This is a genomic window from Pseudomonas sp. BAY1663, assembly GCF_000582595.1.
In the GTDB taxonomy this organism is placed as follows: Bacteria; Pseudomonadota; Gammaproteobacteria; order Pseudomonadales; family Pseudomonadaceae; genus Stutzerimonas; species Stutzerimonas stutzeri_AF.
Genome location: NZ_AZSV01000083.1, coordinates 1 through 18,901, shown reverse-complemented (window position 1 = coordinate 18,901; position 18,901 = coordinate 1). Strand labels below are relative to the sequence as shown.

The 18,901-nt window shown below is 66.1% G+C and carries 9 protein-coding genes and 6 pseudogenes; 11 read left to right on the top strand and 4 right to left on the bottom strand.

The features are described from left to right. Nucleotides 1-97: 97 nt before the first annotated feature. The 4 genes and pseudogenes from BAY1663_RS18520 to BAY1663_RS18505 form a co-directional block, all read right to left on the bottom strand. Nucleotides 98-883 (bottom strand): type IV pili methyl-accepting chemotaxis transducer N-terminal domain-containing protein, encoded by a 786-nt coding sequence (locus tag BAY1663_RS18520; protein ID WP_037043561.1) that lies wholly within the window; start codon nucleotides 881-883, stop codon nucleotides 98-100. Nucleotides 884-950: 67 nt separating this feature from the next. Further along, nucleotides 951-2,203: pseudogene (locus BAY1663_RS18515) on the bottom strand (alginate export family protein). A 216-nt stretch (nucleotides 2,204-2,419) separates the two neighbouring features. Then, a complete protein-coding gene (narL, locus tag BAY1663_RS18510) occupies nucleotides 2,420-3,031 on the bottom strand; it encodes a two-component system response regulator NarL (RefSeq protein WP_256046204.1) in 612 nt (203 codons plus the stop codon). Next, a pseudogene (locus BAY1663_RS18505) lies at nucleotides 3,009-4,933 on the bottom strand (type IV pili methyl-accepting chemotaxis transducer N-terminal domain-containing protein). Before BAY1663_RS18505 ends, narL begins: the two are co-directional and overlap by 23 nt. A 327-nt stretch (nucleotides 4,934-5,260) precedes the next feature. Here BAY1663_RS18505 and BAY1663_RS18500 point away from each other — a divergent pair. From BAY1663_RS18500 to BAY1663_RS18450, 11 genes and pseudogenes are all read left to right on the top strand, one after another. Beyond that, nucleotides 5,261-6,862 (top strand): NarK/NasA family nitrate transporter, encoded by a 1,602-nt coding sequence (locus BAY1663_RS18500; RefSeq protein WP_037043557.1) that lies wholly within the window; start codon nucleotides 5,261-5,263, stop codon nucleotides 6,860-6,862. Between the two features lie 15 nt (nucleotides 6,863-6,877). Further along, complete coding sequence (locus tag BAY1663_RS18495; RefSeq protein WP_037043555.1) at nucleotides 6,878-7,336, top strand: universal stress protein; 459 nt, start codon at nucleotides 6,878-6,880, stop codon at nucleotides 7,334-7,336. A 14-nt stretch (nucleotides 7,337-7,350) separates the two neighbouring features. Beyond that, on the top strand, nucleotides 7,351-8,838 hold the full coding sequence (locus BAY1663_RS18490) for an MFS transporter (protein WP_037043554.1): 1,488 nt from the start codon (nucleotides 7,351-7,353) through the stop codon (nucleotides 8,836-8,838). Between the two features lie 102 nt (nucleotides 8,839-8,940). Continuing rightward, on the top strand, nucleotides 8,941-12,696 hold the full coding sequence (locus tag BAY1663_RS18485; protein ID WP_037043553.1) for a nitrate reductase subunit alpha: 3,756 nt from the start codon (nucleotides 8,941-8,943) through the stop codon (nucleotides 12,694-12,696). An 11-nt stretch (nucleotides 12,697-12,707) separates the two neighbouring features. After that, nucleotides 12,708-14,245, top strand: a pseudogene (narH, locus tag BAY1663_RS18480) (nitrate reductase subunit beta). Nucleotides 14,246-14,248: 3 nt separating this feature from the next. Next, nucleotides 14,249-15,004 (top strand): nitrate reductase molybdenum cofactor assembly chaperone, encoded by a 756-nt coding sequence (narJ, locus tag BAY1663_RS18475; RefSeq protein ID WP_037043552.1) that lies wholly within the window; start codon nucleotides 14,249-14,251, stop codon nucleotides 15,002-15,004. Next, a pseudogene (narI, locus tag BAY1663_RS18470) lies at nucleotides 14,997-15,671 on the top strand (respiratory nitrate reductase subunit gamma); the annotation flags it as partial. The gene narJ and the pseudogene narI, both read left to right, overlap by 8 nt. A gap of 205 nt (nucleotides 15,672-15,876) precedes the next feature. After that, nucleotides 15,877-16,833, top strand: coding sequence for a peptidylprolyl isomerase (locus tag BAY1663_RS18465; protein WP_037043550.1), 957 nt, complete (start codon nucleotides 15,877-15,879; stop codon nucleotides 16,831-16,833). Between the two features lie 109 nt (nucleotides 16,834-16,942). After that, nucleotides 16,943-17,931: pseudogene (gene moaA, locus BAY1663_RS18460) on the top strand (GTP 3',8-cyclase MoaA). Nucleotides 17,932-18,083: 152 nt separating this feature from the next. Beyond that, nucleotides 18,084-18,641, top strand: coding sequence for a molybdenum cofactor biosynthesis protein B (moaB, locus tag BAY1663_RS18455; protein WP_037043549.1), 558 nt, complete (start codon nucleotides 18,084-18,086; stop codon nucleotides 18,639-18,641). Beyond that, a pseudogene (locus BAY1663_RS18450) lies at nucleotides 18,638-18,901 on the top strand (molybdopterin molybdenumtransferase MoeA); the annotation flags it as partial. The gene moaB and the pseudogene BAY1663_RS18450, both read left to right, overlap by 4 nt.

The following is an 18,901-nucleotide window of genomic DNA, read 5'->3' as shown; positions in this document are numbered from 1 at the left end:
CGGCGATGCGCCGGAGCCGCCCGAGCCCGCCGACAGGGACGTGCCGCAACCCTTTCGCCGTGGCGACCCCGGCCCGTAGCCGCCGCTGCGCTTCGGCCTAGCGGGTGCTGCCGGCCAGGCGCTCGTATTCGCGGGTCAGGTCTTCCATCTTGCGTAGCAGCGATTCGCTGGTGGTGACGATGACCGTCGGCACGAAGCGCGAGTCGTCCGCCAGGCTGAAGCCGGCCTGGGCGAAGCGCCACTGGGTACCGACCTGCTCGAGCTGGCGGTTGATCCGTTCGCTGTTCTGCGGCGCGGCGCGCAGTTCCTGCAGGCCGCGGTCGAACTCGGCCACGGCGGTCTCGAAGTCGTCGCGCAGGCGGCTGTCCGGCAGTTTCCAGCTCATGGCCAGGTAGAGCATGGCGATGCGCTGGCTGAGCATGCGCTGGCGGCCGCTGCGATTGACCAGCCGTGCCGCCTGGTTGCCGCTCTGCCGCTCGATTTCCAGTACCAGCGCTTCGCTCTGGGTGAGGAAGCGGTCGGCGAGGCGCAGCAGTTCGGCCGATTGCTGGCGGTCCGGGCGGGTCAGCGCCAGTTGCCGATACTGCTGCCAGGTCTCGACGGCTTGGTCGAGCGCCTTGCGCACGCTGCTGCTGGAGGCGTAATCGTCCAGGGCCAGGGTGTTTTCCTCGACGCTGGCGATGCTCGCGTCCAGCTGGCTGGCCGCCAGGTCGGCGCGGGTTTCGGTGGCGATCATCAGGTAGCTCTTGGCGATGCGCTGGCTGAGCATGCGCTGCATGCCGGCGCGGTTGACCGCCTCGGCATCGCTGATGGCGGCATGGCCGGGGAGGCCGGCGAGCAGCAGGGCCGCCAGCAGCGCGAGCCGCAAAAGGTGTTGGAGCATGGGTGGGAATCCTTGGTCGTAGGGCTGCATGCCGGGCCGCCGTTGCGCGGGCGGCCCGGTTGGTCGGTCAGTAGCTGTACTGCAGCTGCGCCCAGAGTTTTTCCGTGTCGACCGAATAGTCGTCCGCGTCGTAGCCGGCGTACTTGACGGTGGCGACCAGCCCCTTGAGCAGCGGGATGGCGTGGCTGTAGGCGATGTCGATCTCCTCGCCGTACTGCCGGCTGCCGCGTTCGGCGCGGAAGTCGTGGTACCAGGCCTGCAGGGTGCCGCCGAACAGCGGCAGGCTGCCGCCGAGGTAGACGTCCTGCACGCCGTCCTCGGGGGTCAGCAGGAAGGTGTCGGCCCAGCCTGGAACATGTGCTTGGTGGCCAGCGGGGTCTGGAAGGCGCGGTTGCCCGGCGTCGAGTCGCCGCCGAGCACTTCCATGCCGGCCTTGAGCGCCACGCCCTTGAGCGTGTAGCCCAGCTCGGCCAGGTAGTACTCGCTGTCGAGGTCCAGCGGATTGTCGGCGTAGTCCTTCTGCCGGGCGTATTCCAGGGCATAGCCGACGCCGGCAAGGGTGCCGTTCAGGCGCACGCCGGTGGTCTTGCTGGACAGCGTGCCGTAGTCGGCGGCCGCGCTGGCGGCGAGGTTGTCCAGGCCCAGCAGGTAGCCGTAGGCGGTCACGGTCAGTTCGGGGCCGAACTGGTACTGGGCGTTGAGCAGGTGGCTGTGGCCTTCGATGTTGGCCGGGTTGCTGCGGTTGTCGAAGCGGTTGTCCTCGGGGCCGAAGATGCTGTTGATGTTGTCGATGTAGGCGTAGGTCAGGGTCATGCCGTCGAGCGGCTTCAGCTGGCCGAGCGCGCCGTCGTAGGTCTGCTCGTTCTGCCGCCAGCCGACGCCGCCGACGAAGCGCTGGTTGTCCAGGTTGATGCGCTGGCGGCCGACCACGGCGCTGCCCAGGGCGTGGTCGTAGCGCAGCAGCGCCTGGTTGATCTCGCTGCCGTCCGGATCGGGCACCGCCGAATAGTCGCTCTGGCCGTTGCGGGTGTCGTTGTAGGCCGCTTTGCCCAGGCGGCTGACGTTGTCCGCTTCGATCAGTGCCGAGAGACCGTACCACTTACCGCTCTGCACGCCGACGCGGGTACGCAGGGTCTGCGCGTTGGCATGCTCGAGCGCATTGTCCTGGTCGACGTGCTCGTAGCGGTAGCGCAGGTCGAAGATCGGCTTCGCTTCGCTGAACAGGTTGCTGAAGTTTTCCTCCGCGCTGGCGGTGGCGCTGCAGGCGAGGCCCGCGGCGAGCAGGCCGAGGGTCAGGCGGGATGGCTGGATGCTGCTCATGGTGTGCTCCTGATTGGCTTCGGAGCAAACGATAGGCTGCTTGCTATCTTTGCAATTGATTGCCGTCAAGATGGCAAAAACGCCAACGCATTTTGTGCGAAAAGCCACAGTTGACGTGGCTTTAAGGGGTTATCGAGTGCGCTTGGTGGCAGTTTTGCCATGGCGAGCGAAAGAATGGCCGGCGCAGGTTTGCGCCGGCCTGCGGTGGAAGGGGGATCAGGCGCGCATCTGCTGGTTTTCCAAGGTCCAGACCGCGGCTTCGACCCGCGAACGCAGCCCCAGCTTGTGCAGCAGATTCTTCACGTGGACCTTGACGGTGCCCTCGGTGATGCCCAGCTTGCGGGCGATCATCTTGTTGCTCTGGCCCTTGGCGATCAGCCGCAGCACTTCCTTCTCGCGCTTGGTCAGGCTGGAGAACTGCACCTGGCCGGACGGCTTGGGGCGGACCCGGATGGCCTCGGCCAGCACCTGGGTCAGCTCCGGGCTGAGCACCATCTTGCCGGTGGCCGCCGTGCGGATCTGTTCGACCAGCTGCTCGGCGTCCATGTCCTTGAGCAGGTAGCCGTCGGCGCCGTTGCGCAGGGCTTCGAGCACGTGGCTCTGCTCGTCGGAGACGGTGAACATGATGATATGCGCGTCGACGTCGGCGTCGCGCATGCGGCGGGCGGTCTCCAGGCCATCCATGCCGGGCATGTTCAGGTCCAGCAGGATCAGGTCGGGCTCCAGCTGCACGGCCAGCCTGATGGCGTCCTCGCCGTTGCCCGCCTCGCCGACCGTTTCCAGGTCGTCTTCCAGGTCCAGCAGGTCACGCAGGCCGCGACGCATCATCGGGTGATCGTCCACGAGCAGGATGCGGGTGGTGGTCGTCGTTCCTTCGTTCATGCGTGACAGACTCCTGTTGCAGGGGAATGTGGCGATAGGCGGGCGGGAAGTGCAGGTGCACCCGCGTGCCGCCCTCGGGGCGTGGGCCAATGGTGATCGTGCCGTTCAGGCTGCTGGCGCGCTCGCGCAGGATGATCAGCCCGTAGTGACCGGCACGGCTGTCTTCGGTGGTGATTCCGATGCCATCGTCATCGATCCTGACGCGAATGGCGCCGTTCGGCTCCTGGGTCAGGCTCAGCCAGCAATGGCTGGCCTCGGCATGCTTGACGACGTTGCTCAGCGCCTCGCGGACGATCTGCAGGCAATGCACTTCTTCGTTGGGGGTCAGCGGGCAGTGGTCGAGCTGGAAGTCGAGCGCGATCTGCAGCCCGGAGTTGGCGCTGAACTCGTCGATGGTCGCCTGCACGGCCGGCTTGAGCCCCGGTTCGTCGACCTTGATGCGGAAGGTGGTCAGCAGTTCGCGCAACTGGCGGTAGGCCGAGTTCAGCCCGCGGTCGATCTGTTCGACGCTGTCGTCCAGCTGGGCCTTGCCGCTGTCCTTGTGCATCAGGCGCTTGAGCCGTGCCAGCTGCAGCTTCTGCGCCGACAGCGCCTGGGCCAGGGAGTCGTGCAGCTCGCGGGCGATCACCGCGCGTTCTTCCATCAGTGCCAGGCGCGCCTGTTTCTGGCCCAGCTGCGCCAGGCTGAGGGAGGCGGCGAAGAGGTCCGCCAGGGTGGTCAGCAGCAGCGTCTGCCAGGGCTCCAGGGGCTCGCTCTCGGCGTGTGCGACCCTCAGCAGGCCCAGCTCGTCCTGGCCGGAGCGCAGCTCGAAGCTGGCCAGCTTTTCCCCACTCGGCAACACGCCGCAGCGGTTCACCGGGCACTGTGCGCAGTCGGGCAACTGGCAGTACTCCGGGGGGCGCTGGTCCCGCGAGGTCATCGCCGTGTGGCTGCCGGCCTCGGAGGCGTAGTTCAGGCACAGCGAAATCTGCCCGGTGCCGAGCACCTGCTGCACCTTGCCCAGCAGCGAGCCCATCATCTGCGACGGGTCTTCGGGCTGGCTGTAGAGCATCTGCGCGCTGTTGAACAGCAGCTGCAGGGTGGCGTTGCTGCGGGTCAGGGCGGCGGTCTTCTCGTCCACCTTCTGTTCCATCTGCGCATACAGGCTGGCCAGTTCCTGGCTCATCTGGTTGAGCGTGCGCGCCAGCAGGCTCAGCTCGGTCTCGCCGGGAATCCGCACCTGGCCGCTGAAGTCGCCCTGGCCGATGTCGCGCGCCATCTTGGTCAGGCTGCGCAGCGGCGTCGCCAGGTTGTTGTGCAGGCCGTAGACCAGCACGAAGGCGATCGCCACGATGACGAACAGGGTGCCGGCCTGCAGGGCGCGGATAACGCCCAGCTTGCCTTCCGACGCTCCTGCAGCGTGTGCACGAAGACGTCCAGTTCGCTGACGAAGGTGTGTGCTTCCTGGCGGTACTCGGCCAGCCGCGCGTTCGGGCCGTCCAGCAGCGGGCGCATGCGCTGCTGCCAGTGCTGCAGAACGGTGGCATGCAGGGCCGGCAGGTCACTGTTGCGATGGCGGTGCAGGGCCGAGCGCAGCGAAGACGACTCCAGGGTGTTTTCCAGCGCGGCGATGTGTTCCGCGAGCGCCTGCGGCGATCCCTGTTCGGCGACGAAGGCCAGCCGGTAGGTCTGCATGCGCAGGCTGCCGGCGTGGTTGATCGCCTCGGCGTCGCCTTCCAGGGCATCGGCCAGATACAGGCTGCCGAGCAGGCTCATGAGCGAGAAACCGATGATCACCACGAACGCCACGAGCGTGTTGAACACGATCGAGTGGCGGGTGGAGAGCTGCTCGCTTTCGGAGGAATACATGGCGGGCTCACAGGGGCGTCGAGGACGTCATTCTGCGCTCTGTAAAGGCGGCTTGACCATGGCGCTGGCTATACCTCCAACGCTTTTCGGCGACGAACGGTACGCTCTGGGACGACTTAGTCCTTCTTATAGCTATTTGATTTAAAAGGATTTTATTTCGAGGCGTGGGAGTAGCCCGAAAGAGGTAGAAAAGCCCGGGTAAGCAAATTGTCGCGCCCTGCGTGTTGATTTGAATCAACTGTGGATCGATCCCCGGCCCTTAGCGTGCGGGCCATTCCTGACCCCCGTTGCGTTAGCAGCAGGGTCTCGGCGCCAAGAGGATCGACCATGAGCAATATCGAAAAGTGGGACGTGGAGGACCAGACCTTCTGGGATACCACTGGCAAGCGCGTAGCCAACCGCAATCTGTGGATCTCCATTCCAAGCCTGCTGATGGGCTTCGCCATCTGGCTGATGTGGGGCATCGTCACGGTACAGATGCTCAACCTGGGCTTTCCCTTCGAGCCCGCCGAGCTGTTCACCCTCACCGCCATCTCCGGCCTGACCGGCGCCACCCTGCGCATCCCGGCGTCGTTCATGATCCGCATCGCCGGCGGGCGTAACACCATCTTCCTCACCACCGCCCTGCTGATGATTCCGGCGGCCGGCGCCGGCATCGCCCTGCAGAGCCAGGACACGCCGCTGTGGGTGTTCCAGCTGCTGGCCTTCCTCTCCGGCATCGGCGGCGGCAACTTCGCCTGCTCGATGAGCAACATCAGCGGCTTCTTCCCGAAGAGCCAGCAGGGCCTGGCCCTGGGCCTGAACGCCGGCCTCGGCAACTTCGGCGTGACCACCATGCAGATCCTCATTCCGCTGGTGATGACCGCCGGCGTGTTCGGCGCGCTGGCCGGTGCACCGATGGAGCTGGTCAAGGACAGCGGCACGCTGATCGGCAAGATTCCCGCCGGCACCGAGACCTGGATCCAGAACGGTGGCTGGGTCTGGCTGGTGTTCCTGATCCCGCTGGCCTTCGCCGGCTGGTTCGGCATGAACAACCTGCTGGTGATCTCGCCTACCCCCGGCTACCCGGTGCACGCCTTCGGCAAGATCCTCGGCCTCTACGCCGTGGCCTTCGTCGCCGCCGCCCTCGGCCTGTACCTCTACCTGCCGGCGCCCACCGGGCTCGGCGTGCTGAACATGTGGGCCGTGATGCTGCTGACCATCGGCCTGACCCTCGGCATGCTGCGCCTGCTGCCGGGCAGCATCCAGCCGAACATCAAGCGCCAGTTCACGATCTTCCGCGACAAGCACACCTGGTCGATGAGCATCCTCTACATCCTGACCTTCGGCTCGTTCATCGGCTTCTCCATGGCGCTGCCGCTGTCGATCACGGTGATCTTCGGCTTCATGAACGACGTGGCCGCCGACGGCACCGTCACCCGCATCGCCAACCCGAATGCGCCGAGCGCGCTGACCTACGCCTGGATCGGCCCCTTCATCGGCGCGCTGATCCGTCCGCTGGGCGGCTGGATCTCCGACAAGGTCGGCGGCTCCATCGTCACCCAGGTGATCTCGGTGGTGATGGTCATCGCCTCGGTCGCGGCCGGCTACGTGATGCACCAGGCCTATGGCTCCAGCCAGCCGGAGCAGTACTTCTTCGTCTTCCTGCTGCTGTTCCTGGTGCTGTTCGCCGCCAGCGGCATCGGCAACGGCTCCACCTTCCGCACCATCGGCGTGATCTACGACCGCGAAAAGGCCGGCCCGGTACTCGGCTGGACCTCGGCGGTGGCCGCCTACGGCTCCTTCGTCGCGCCCATCGTGATCGGCGAGCAGGTCAAGGCCGGCACCCCCGAGGTGGCGATGTACGGCTTCGCGGTGTTCTACGCGCTGTGCCTGATCCTCAACTGGTGGTTCTACCTGCGCCCCAACGCCTACGTGAAGAACCCCTGAGTCCGGAGTGCCGCCATGAAAATCATGATTGCCTACGACAACTCGCGTAACGCCAGGAAGGCCCTGGACGCCACCCTCGACATGTTCGGCCCGCTCAAGCCGCTGATCATCCTCATCGGCGTGGTGGAAGAAAGCCGCGACACCAGCGACTCGGCCGTCGAGCTCTACGAGCGCGATCGCGGCGAGTTCCAGACCTTCCTGCACGAGGCCGCCGACCGCGTCAGCGCATTCGGCCTGGACGCCGACGTGATCCTCGCCGAGGGCGACGCCCGCAAGATGATCCTCAAGGCCGCCGAGCACAAGAAGCCTGACCTGCTGGTCATCGCGCGGCATTCCAACGAGCCGGACGGCGGCTTCATCTCCCGCTCGCTGAATCTGCTGGTCGACGAGCTCGACTACATGACCTTCGGCAGCGTCAGCGCCTTCCTGGCCCGTCGGGCACCGTGCCCGGTCCTGATCCAAGCCTGTCCCTGAGTAAGGAGCTCATCATGAGAGTTTCTACGCTGTTCGAATGGAAGCGCCCCGAGATCCGGGCCCTGCACCTGACCTGGATCGCCTTCTACATCTGTTTCTTCGTCTGGTTCGGCATGGCGCCGCTGGCCTCGAGCATGCTGAAAAGCGTGAACTGGCTGACGCCCGAGGACCTCAAGCTGTTCGCCATCGCCAACGTGGCGCTGACCATCCCGGCGCGCATCCTGGTCGGCATGGCGCTGGACCACTGGGGCCCGCGCCGGGTGTTCTCGGTGCTGCTGGTGGTGATGGCCGCACCCGCACTGTTCTTCGCCTTCGGTGACAGCCGCGTCCAATTGCTGGTCTCGCGGCTGATCCTCAGCTCCATCGGCGCCAGCTTCGTGGTCGGCATCCACATGACCGCCATGTGGTTCAAGCCCAGGGACATCGGTTTCGCCGAAGGCTTCTATGCCGGCTGGGGCAACTTCGGTTCCGCCGCCGCCGCCATGAGCCTGCCGGCCATCGCCATCCACGCCTTCGGCGGGCCGGAAGGCTGGCGCTGGGCGATCGCCAGCTCGGCGATCATCATGGCCATCTACGGCGTGTACTACTGGTTCGCCCTCACCGACGGCCCGGCCGGCACCGTGCACCGCAAGCCGCACAAGGCCAGCGCGCTGGAAGTCAGCACCTGGGCGGACATGATCAAGCTGATCGTCTGGACCATTCCCATGGTCGGCGTGCTCGGCATCCTGGTCTGGCGCATCGAGAACATGGGCTACCTGGGCGCCACCGGCGCGGCGATCTGCTACGCGGTGATCGCCCTGGTGGTGATCTTCCAGGTCGTGCAGATCCTGCGGGTCAACGTGCCGATCCTGAAGAAGGGCGTGCCGGAGGACGACAAGTACCCCTTCAACACCGTGGCCGCGCTGAACTCCACCTACTTCGCCAACTTCGGCGCCGAGCTGGCCGTGGTGTCGATGCTGCCGATGTTCTTCGAGCAGACCTGGGGGCTGACGCCGACCACCGCCGGCATCATCGCCGCCTCCTTCGCCTTCGTGAACCTGGTGGCGCGGCCCATGGGCGGCCTGGTCTCCGACCGCTTCGGCAACCGCCGCTTCGTCATGCTGGCCTACATGCTGGGCATCGCCATCGGCTTCCTGCTGATGGGCCTGATGAACGCCAAGTGGCCGCTGATCGTCGCCGTGGCGATCACCGTGCTCTGCTCGGTGTTCGTCCAGGGTGCCGAGGGCGCGACCTTCGGGATCATCCCGTCGATCAAGCGCCGCGTCACCGGGCAGATCTCCGGCATGGCCGGGGCCTACGGCAACGTCGGCGCCGTCTGCTACCTGACCCTGTTCACCTTCGTGAACCCCTCGCAGTTCTTCATGGTGATCGCCGCCGGTGCGTTCCTCAGCTTCGGGCTCTGCCTGCTCTGGCTGAAGGAACCCGAGGGCGCGTTCTCCGACGAGTACTACGTCTCCAGCGTCGACCGCGAACTGGAGGCCCGCCACAAGCTCGCGTCCTGACAATTTCAACGAAACGCGCCGGCCACATGGCCGGCGCCAGCCGAGATCGATAAGCCGACCGGTCGGGCCAGTGGTTCGCAACCGGAGTGAGGAGAGAAAACGATGAGCCACTTGCTCGATCAACTGCGCTTCTTCAACAGGAAGCAAGGCGAGTTCGCCGATGGTCATGGCGAAACCCGCATCGAATCCCGCGACTGGGAGAACGTCTACCGCTCGCGCTGGCAGTACGACAAGATCGTGCGCTCGACCCACGGGGTGAACTGCACCGGTTCCTGCTCCTGGAAGATCTACGTCAAGAACGGCCTGATCACCTGGGAAACCCAGCAGACCGACTACCCGCGCACCCGCAACGACCTGCCCAACCACGAGCCACGCGGCTGTCCGCGCGGGGCCAGCTACAGCTGGTACATCTACAGCGCCAACCGCCTGAAGTATCCGAAGGTGCGCAAGCCGCTGCTGAAACTGTGGCGCGAGGCGCGGCGCAACATGACCCCGGTGGACGCCTGGGCCAGCATCGTCGAGGACAAGGCCAAGGCCGAGTCCTACAAGAGCAAGCGCGGCATGGGCGGCTTCATCCGCTCCAGCTGGGACGAAGTCAACGAGATCATCGCCGCGGCCAACGTCTACACCGTCAAGCAGTACGGCCCGGACCGCGTCATCGGCTTCTCGCCGATCCCGGCGATGTCCATGGTTTCCTACGCCGCAGGTTCCCGTTACCTGTCGCTGATCGGTGGCGTTTGCCTGTCGTTCTACGACTGGTACTGCGACCTGCCGCCGGCCTCGCCGCAGATCTGGGGCGAGCAGACCGACGTGCCGGAGTCGGCCGACTGGTACAACTCCAACTACATCATCGCCTGGGGCTCCAACGTCCCGCAGACGCGTACGCCGGATGCGCACTTCTTCACCGAGGTGCGCTACAAGGGCACCAAGACCGTCGCCATCACCCCGGACTACGCCGAAGTCGCCAAGCTCACCGACCTCTGGCTCAACCCCAAGCAGGGCACCGACGCCGCGCTGGCCCAGGCCTTCGCCCACGTCATCTTCAAGGAATTCCACCTGGAGAAGCCGAGCGCGTACTTCCGCGACTACGCCAAGCGCTACACCGACCTGCCGGTGCTGGTGCGCCTGAACGAGAAGGACGGCAGCTACGTGGCCGACCGCTTCCTGCGCGCCTCGGACCTGGCCGACAACCTCGGCCAGGAGAACAATCCCGAGTGGAAGACCATCGCCGTCGACGACAAGACCGGCGTGCTGGTCTCGCCGCTGGGGTCGATCGGCTACCGCTGGGGCGAGAAGGGCAAGTGGAACATCGAGGCCCGCGAAGGCCAGGAAGGCCGTGACGTCGACCTGCGCCTGAGCCAGATCGACGGCGGCGAGACCGCCGAGGTCGCCTTCCCGTACTTCGGCGGCATCCACCACGAGCACTTCCAGCACGCCGAAGGCGAAGACATCCAGCTGCGCCGCGTACCGGTGCGCTCGATCACCCTGGCCGACGGCAGCACCACCAAGGTCGCCACCGTGTTCGACCTGATGGCCGCCAACCTGGGTATCGACCGTGGCCTGGGCGGCGCCAACGTCGCCTCCAGCTACGACGATGCCAGCGTGCCGGGCACCCCGGCCTGGCAGGAAGTCATCACCGGCGTGTCCCGCGAGAAGGCGATCCAGATCGCCCGTGAATTCGCCGACAACGCCGACAAGACCCATGGCCGTTCCATGATCATCGTCGGTGCGGCGATGAACCACTGGTACCACATGGACATGAACTACCGCGGCCTGATCAACATGCTGATGTTGTGCGGTTGCGTCGGTCAGACCGGTGGCGGCTGGGCGCACTACGTGGGTCAGGAAAAGCTGCGTCCGCAGTGTGGCTGGCTGCCGCTGGCCTTCGGCCTCGACTGGAGCCGTCCGCCGCGCCAGATGAACGGCACCAGCTTCTTCTACAACCACAGCTCGCAGTGGCGCCACGAGAAGATGAGCATCCACGAAGTGCTCTCGCCGCTGGCCGACAAGTCGCAGTTCCCCGAGCACATGCTCGACTACAACATCCGCGCCGAACGCGCCGGCTGGCTGCCGAGCGCACCGCAGCTCAACCGCAACCCGCTGCAGATCTGCCGTGATGCCGAGGCTGCCGGCATGTCGCCGGTCGACTATGTCACCCAGTCGCTGAAAGATGGCTCGCTGCGCTTCTCCTGCGAGCAGCCGGACAACCCGGTGAACTTCCCGCGCAACATGTTTATCTGGCGCTCCAACCTGCTGGGCAGCTCGGGCAAGGGCCACGAGTACATGCTCAAGTACCTGCTGGGCACCCGAAACGGCGTGATGAACGAAGACCTCGGCAAGCGCGACGGCTTCAAGCCGACCGAGGCCGAATGGCAGGACGAGGGCGCCATCGGCAAGCTCGACCTGGTCACCACCCTCGACTTCCGCATGTCCTCGACCTGCGTGTACTCCGACATCGTCCTGCCGACCGCGACCTGGTACGAGAAGGACGACATGAACACCTCGGACATGCACCCGTTCATCCACCCGCTGTCTGCGGCGATCGACCCGGCCTGGGAAGCCAAGTCCGACTGGGAAATCTACAAGGGCATCGCCAAGGCGTTCTCCGAGATGGCGGTCGGTCAGCTGGGCGTCGAGCAGGACCTGGTCACCATCCCGCTGCTGCACGACACCCCCGGCGAGCTGGCGCAGCCGTTCGGCGGCACCGACTGGAAAACCGAGGGCAAGGACCCGGTACCGGGCAAGAACTGCCCGAACATCACCGTGGTCGAGCGCGACTACCCGAACACCTACAAGAAGTTCACCTCCCTCGGTCCGCTGCTGGACAAGCTGGGCAACGGCGGCAAAGGCATCAACTGGAACACCGAGCACGAGGTCGAGTTCCTCGGCGAGCTGAACTACAAGGTGCGTGAGGAGGGTGTCAGCCAGGGCCGGCCGAAGATCGAATCGGCCATCGATGCGGCGGAAGTGATCCTCTCGCTGGCGCCGGAAACCAACGGCCACGTCGCCGTGAAGGCCTGGGCCGCGCTGTCGGAATTCACCGGTCGCGACCACAGCCACCTGGCATTGCCCAAGGAGCACGAGGCGATCCGCTTCCGTGACATCCAGGCGCAGCCGCGCAAGATCATCTCCAGCCCGACCTGGTCGGGTCTCGAAGACGAGCACGTGTCGTACAACGCCGGCTACACCAACGTCCACGAGTACATCCCGTGGCGCACCATCACCGGTCGCCAGCAGTTCTTCCAGGATCACCCCTGGATGCAGGCCTTCGGCGAGCAGCTGATGAGCTACCGGCCGCCGATCAACACCCGCACCGTCGACTACGTGAAGGGCAAGAAGAGCAACGGCAACCCCGAGATCGTCCTGAACTGGATCACCCCGCACCAGAAGTGGGGCATCCACAGCACCTACTCGGACAACCTGATCATGCTCACCCTCAGCCGCGGCGGCCCGATCGTCTGGATGAGCGAAATCGACGCCAAGAAGGCCGGCATCGAGGACAACGACTGGATCGAGTGCTTCAACGCCAACGGCGCCCTGACCGCCCGCGCGGTGGTCAGCCAGCGCGTGATGGAAGGCATGGTGATGATGTACCACGCCCAGGAACGCATCGTGAACGTGCCCGGCGCCGAGAGCACCAAGACCCGCGGCGGCCACCACAACTCGGTGACCCGCGTGGTGCTCAAGCCCACCCACATGATCGGCGGCTACGCCCAGCAGGCGTACGGCTTCAACTACTACGGCACCGTGGGTTGCAACCGCGACGAATTCGTCGTGGTGCGCAAGATGAACAAGGTCGACTGGCTCGACGGCCCGAATGGCCATGAGCTGCCGCAACCCCTGCCGCAAGACATCTGAGGAAAAAGGCCATGAAGATTCGTTCACAAGTAGGCATGGTCCTGAACCTGGACAAGTGCATCGGCTGCCACACCTGCTCGATCACCTGCAAGAACGTCTGGACCAGCCGCGAAGGCATGGAATACGCCTGGTTCAACAACGTCGAGACCAAGCCTGGCATCGGCTACCCGAAGGAGTGGGAGAACCAGGACAAGTGGAAGGGCGGCTGGGTGCGCAATGGCGACGGCACCATCAATCCGCGTATCGGCGGCAAGTTCCGCGTGCTGGCGAACATCTTCGCCAACCCGGACCTGCCGACCATCGACGACTACTACGAGCCGTTCGACTTCGACTACCAGAATCTGCACACCGCGCCGCTCTCCGAGCACCAGCCGGTGGCGCGTCCGCGCTCGCTGGTCTCCGGCCAGCGCATGGAGAAGATCGAGTGGGGCCCGAACTGGGAAGAAATCCTCGGTACCGAGTTTGCCAAGCGCCGCAAGGACAAGAACTTCGACAAGGTGCAGGCCGACATCTACGGCCAGTACGAAAACACCTTCATGATGTACCTGCCGCGCCTGTGCGAGCACTGCCTGAACCCGGCCTGCGCCGCGTCCTGCCCGAGCGGTGCGATCTACAAGCGCGAGGAGGACGGCATCGTCCTCATCGACCAGGAGAAGTGCCGCGGCTGGCGCATGTGCATCAGCGGCTGCCCGTACAAGAAGATCTACTTCAACTGGAAGAGCGGCAAATCCGAGAAGTGCATCTTCTGCTTCCCGCGCATCGAGCTGGCATGCCGACCGTCTGTGCCGAGACCTGCGTGGGCCGCATCCGCTACCTCGGCGTGCTGCTGTACGACGCCGACCGCATCCATGAAGTGGCCAGCACCGTCAACGAGCAGGACCTGTACGCCAAGCAACTGGAGATCTTCCTCGATCCGTTCGACCCGAAGGTCATCGAGCAGGCGCTCAACGACGGCGTTCCGATGTCGGTGATCGAGGCCGCGCAGAAGTCGCCGGTCTACAAGATGGCGGTGGACTGGAAGCTGGCCCTGCCGCTGCACCCGGAATACCGCACGCTGCCGATGGTGTGGTACGTGCCGCCGCTGTCGCCGATCCAGAACGCCGCCAGTGCCGGTCACGTCAGCATGGACGGCGTGCTGCCGGACGTCGACAGCCTGCGCATCCCGCTGCGTTACCTGGCCAACCTGCTCACCGCAGGCGACGAGGAGCCGGTCAAGCTGGCGCTCAAGCGCATGCTCGCCATGCGTGCCTACAAGCGCGCCGAGCAGGTCGATGGTGTGCAGGACCTCAAGGTGCTGGAGAGCGTCGGTCTGTCGGTGGCCCAGGTGGAGGACATGTACCGCTACCTGGCCATCGCCAACTACGAGGACCGCTACGTGATCCCCACCGCGCACCGCGAGGAGGCCATGAGCGACGCCTTCGCCGAGCGCTCCGGCTGCGGCTTCAGCTTCGGCAGCGGCTGCTCCGGCGCCTCGGACACCAACATGTTCGGTGCCAGGAAGGCCAACCGCCGCGACATCATCAAGACCGTCCAGCTGTGGGAGGACTGAGCCATGCGCATCCTTAAAGTGATTTCCCTGCTGCTGGACTATCCCGACCAGCACCTGCGCGACGGCCATGCCGAACTGGCTCAGGCCATCGGCTCGGCCCGCGAGATCAGCCCGGAGCAGCGCATCGCGCTGCGCCGCCTGCTCGACGAGCTGACCGAAGGCGACCTGATGGACGTGCAGGAGCGCTACACCGACCTGTTCGACAAGGGCCGCGCGCTGTCGCTGCTGCTGTTCGAGCACGTCCACGGCGAGTCGCGCGACCGCGGCCAGGCCATGGTCGACCTGATGGCGCAGTACACCGACGCCGGTTTCGCCATCGGCGTGCGCGAGCTGCCGGACTACATCCCGCTGTACCTCGAGTACCTCGCCACCCGCGAGGAGCTCGAGGCCCGCGAGGGGCTGGCCGATGTCGCCCATCTGCTGGCCCTGCTGGCGGCCCGTCTGCAGGAACGCGAGAGCCCGCATGCCGCGTGCTTCACCGCACTGCTGCAGATCGCCGGCGAGCCGGTGCAGGAAACCCTGGCCGGCCTGCAGCAGCAGGTTGCCGCCGAAGAGCGCGACGACTCGCTGGAGGCGCTGGACAAGATCTGGGAGGAGGAACAGGTCAACTTCCTCCAGGCCGAGCAGCAGGATCGCTGCCCATCCATGCCGAGCGGGCCGGGCAAGGCTCGCGAGGAAAGCCCGGTGCCGCTGCACTGGACCGATTTCAAGCATGACGGGCAGGCCGCTGCGCTCGCCCAGGAGGTGCGCAATGTCTAACTTCAATTTCCTGCTGTTCGGGGTCTACCCCTACATCGCCCTGGCCATCTGCCTGATCGGCAGCTGGGCGCGCTTCGACCTGTCGCAGTACAGCTGGAAGGCCGGCTCGAGCCAGATGCTGTCGAACAACCGCATGCGCCTGGCGAGCAACCTGTTCCACGTCGGCATCATCTTCATCCTGGCCGGGCACTTCGTCGGCCTGCTGATGCCCGAGGCGCTGTACCACCACTTCATCAGCAGCGGTCAGAAGCAGATCGTGGCGATGGTGTCCGGTGGCTTCTTCGGCATCCTCTGCCTGATCGGCCTGGTGATGCTGATCCAGCGCCGGCTGACCGACGCGCGCGTGCGGGCCACCTCCAACACCAGCGACATCATGATCCTGTTCGTGCTGCTGGCGCAGCTGGTGCTGGGTCTGCTGACCATCGTCGCCTCCACCGGCCACCTGGACGGTTCGGTGATGGTGCTGCTGGGCACCTGGGCGCAGAGCCTGGTCACCCTGCAGCCGGTCAAGGCCGCAGGCGCCATCGAGTCGGTCAGCGTGATCTACAAGCTGCACGTGTTCCTCGGCATGACCCTGTTCGTGCTGTTCCCCTTCACCCGCCTGGTGCACATCGTCAGCGCGCCGGTGTGGTACCTGGGGCGGCGCTACCAGATCGTCCGGCAGAAGGGCGTCAAGCCGGCCATGCCGCGTCCGCAGCGCCCGCGCACCTACGAGGCGCCGGCCCGCGAAGGCAGCGCACCGGCCGCCGTGCCGGGCTACGCCACGGCCAAGAGCAAGACCCCGGCCTGAGGTCCCGGCGGCCGGCGCTTAGCGCGCCGGTCGCCGTGGCCGATCGGATCGACCTTCCACGGTTTTTATCGAGGTAGTCATCATGGGTTGTGGATGTGGTGGAAGCACGGGAGGCGGCGGCTGCGGTGGTGGCGCCCGCCCGGAAATCGAAGTGCCGGCCGAGGCCCCTCTGTTCGAGGAGCTGCCGCATGAAGAAGAAATCGAGCCCGCCGGGGAACAGGCCGCCGGCGAACCGCTGCTGATCGCCAGCAGCGAACAGGAATGGCCGCGGGTGCGGGTCAACGGGGTGGCGATCGCGCCCCAGGCCATCGCCCAGGAATTGCAGTATCACCCCGCCGAGAGCCGCGACGAGGCGGTCTTTCTGGCGACCCAGGCACTGGTGGTGCGCGAGCTGTTGCAGCAGCGCATCGCCGAACTCGGCCTGGTGGTGCAGGCGGCGTCCGGCGAAAGCGAGGAGGAAGCGGCCACGCGGACGCTGATCGAACAGGAAGTGCCGCTGCCGCTGGCCGACGAGGCGACCTGCCGGCAGTACTACAACGGCAATCGTCAGCGCTTCTTCAGCGCGCCGCTGCTGGCCGCGCGGCACATCCTGCTGGCCTGTCCGGCGGATGACGCCGAGGCACGTAGCCTGGCGCGCGAGCAGGCGCTGGGCCTGTTGCAGCAACTGCAGGCGGCGCCGCAACGCTTCGCCGAGCTCGCGCTGCAGCATTCGGCCTGTCCGTCCAAGGAGCAGGGCGGGGCGCTGGGGCAGATCAGCAAGGGCCAGACCGTGCCGGAGTTCGAGCGCCAGCTGTTCCGTCTGCCGGTCGGCCTCTGCCAGCAGCCGCTGGAAAGCCGCTACGGCTACCACCTGGCGTTCGTCGACCAGCGTATCGAGGGCGAGCAATTGCCCTACGAGGCGGTCGCCGGTGCGATTCGCGCCGAACTCAACCAGCGCGTCTGGCAGATCGGCGTCAGCCAGTACCTGCAGAACCTGGTGGAGGCGGCGAACATCGAGGGCATCCACCTGCAGGGCGCGGAAACCCCGCTGATGCAGTAACCGCGGCTTGGCTCTACGTAGGTGGATGACGCTTCACCCATCCACCGGGCAGGGCCCTGGTGGATGAAAAAAGCGTCATCCACCCTACGAGGCTTCAGAGGTGTTATCGATGACTCAACTACGCGATGCCCACGACCGCCAGATCGACTACCTGCGCATGTCGGTGACGGACCGCTGCGATTTCCGCTGCGTCTACTGCATGGCCGAGGACATGACCTTCCTGCCGCGCCAGCAGGTGCTCGGTCTGGAGGAGCTGGAGCGCATCGCGCGCATCTTCGTCGGGCTGGGCGTGAAGAAGATCCGCCTCACTGGCGGCGAGCCGCTGGTACGCCAGGGCATCGTCGGTCTCTGCGAGCGCATCGCGGCCTTGCCCGGGCTGCGCGAACTGGTGATGACCACCAACGGCTCGCAGCTGGTCAGGCTTGCCGAGCCACTGGCGCGGGCTGGCGTGAAACGGCTGAATATCAGCTGGATAGCCTGGACGCCGAGAAATTCCACGCCATTACCCGCACCGGCCAGCTGCAGCAGGTGCTCGACGGCATCGATGCGGCGCGCGCCGCCGGCTTCGAGCGGATCAAGCTCAATGCCGTGGTGATGAAGGGCCGCAACGCCGAGGAGGTCGCCGACCTGGTGGATTTCGCCATCGCCGGCGGGCTGGATTTGAGCTTCATCGAGGAAATGCCGCTGGGCGATGTCGGCCGTTCGCGCGGCGAGAGCTTCTGCTCCAGCGACGAGGTCAAGGCGCTGATCGCCGCGCGTCACGCGCTGATCGATTCGGCCGAGCAGAGCGGCGGCCCGGCGCGCTATGTGCGCCTGCCGGAGCATCCGCAGACGCGCATCGGCTTCATCTCGCCGCATTCGCACAACTTCTGCGCCACCTGCAACCGCGTGCGGCTGACGGTGGAGGGGCGCCTGCTGCTGTGCCTGGGCCACGAGCATTCCATCGACCTGCGCGCGCTGCTGCGCCGCCATCCGACCAGCGACCAGCCGCTGATCGACGCCATCCACGCGGCGCTGCAACGCAAACCGCTGCGCCACGAGTTCTCCCACGCTGGCGAGGTCCAGGTGCTGCGCTTCATGAATGCCAGCGGCGGTTGAAACGGCCGGCGCCTGACGCGTTTGCGACGCGTGGTCGCAGCCGGCGGCGCGCCCGGCAGAGAGCGGCTAGGGTGAGGAAATACATTAGGGGGCTGTTCCCCGACCTACCGCAGGCTCAGCCTGCAGCAAATTTTTCCACGGAGTTGCGAGCCATGGCTCATCTGTCCACCCATGAATTCCAGCCGCTCAATATCGCGGTGCTGACCGTCAGCGACACCCGCACCCTGGCCAACGACACCTCGGGGCAGGTGCTGGTCGACCACCTCGCAGGTGCCGGCCATGCGCTGGCCGAGCGCGCCATCGTCATCGACGACATCTGGCAGATCCGCGCCCGGGTCAGTAACTGGATCGCCGATGCGACGGTGCAGGTGGTGCTGATCACCGGCGGCACCGGCTTCACCGCCCGCGACAACACCCCGCAGGCGGTACAGCCGCTGCTGGACAAACAGGTCGACGGCTTCGGCGAGCTATTCCGTCATGTCTCGCTGGCCGAGATCGGCACCTCGGCGCTGCAGTCGCGGGCCCTGGCCGGGATCAGCAACGGCACCCTGGTGTGCTGCCTGCCGGGCTCGCCCAATGCCTGCCGCACTGCCTGGCAGAAGATTCTTGGCGAGCAGCTCGACAGCCGCACCGGCCCGTGCAACTTCGTCGCCCACCTGAAAGCCTCGCTGGACGAGCCGCCGCGCGTTTGCTGCGGGAGCCGCTCATGAGCGCCTGCGGCTGCGACAGCAAGGGCCTGCGGCCGGTTGACGAGGCGATCGACGAGCTGCTCGCCCGTGTCCCGCCCCTGCCCGCGGTGGAGCACGTGGCGCTGTCCGATGTCCTTGGCCGCGTGCTGGCCGAGCCGTTGAGCGCACCGTTCCCGGTGCCGGCCTGGGACAACAGCGCGATGGACGGCTACGCCTTGTGCGCCGCCGACCTGCCCGCCGAGGGCGGCTGGCTGCCGCTGGCCGGGCGGATCGCCGCCGGC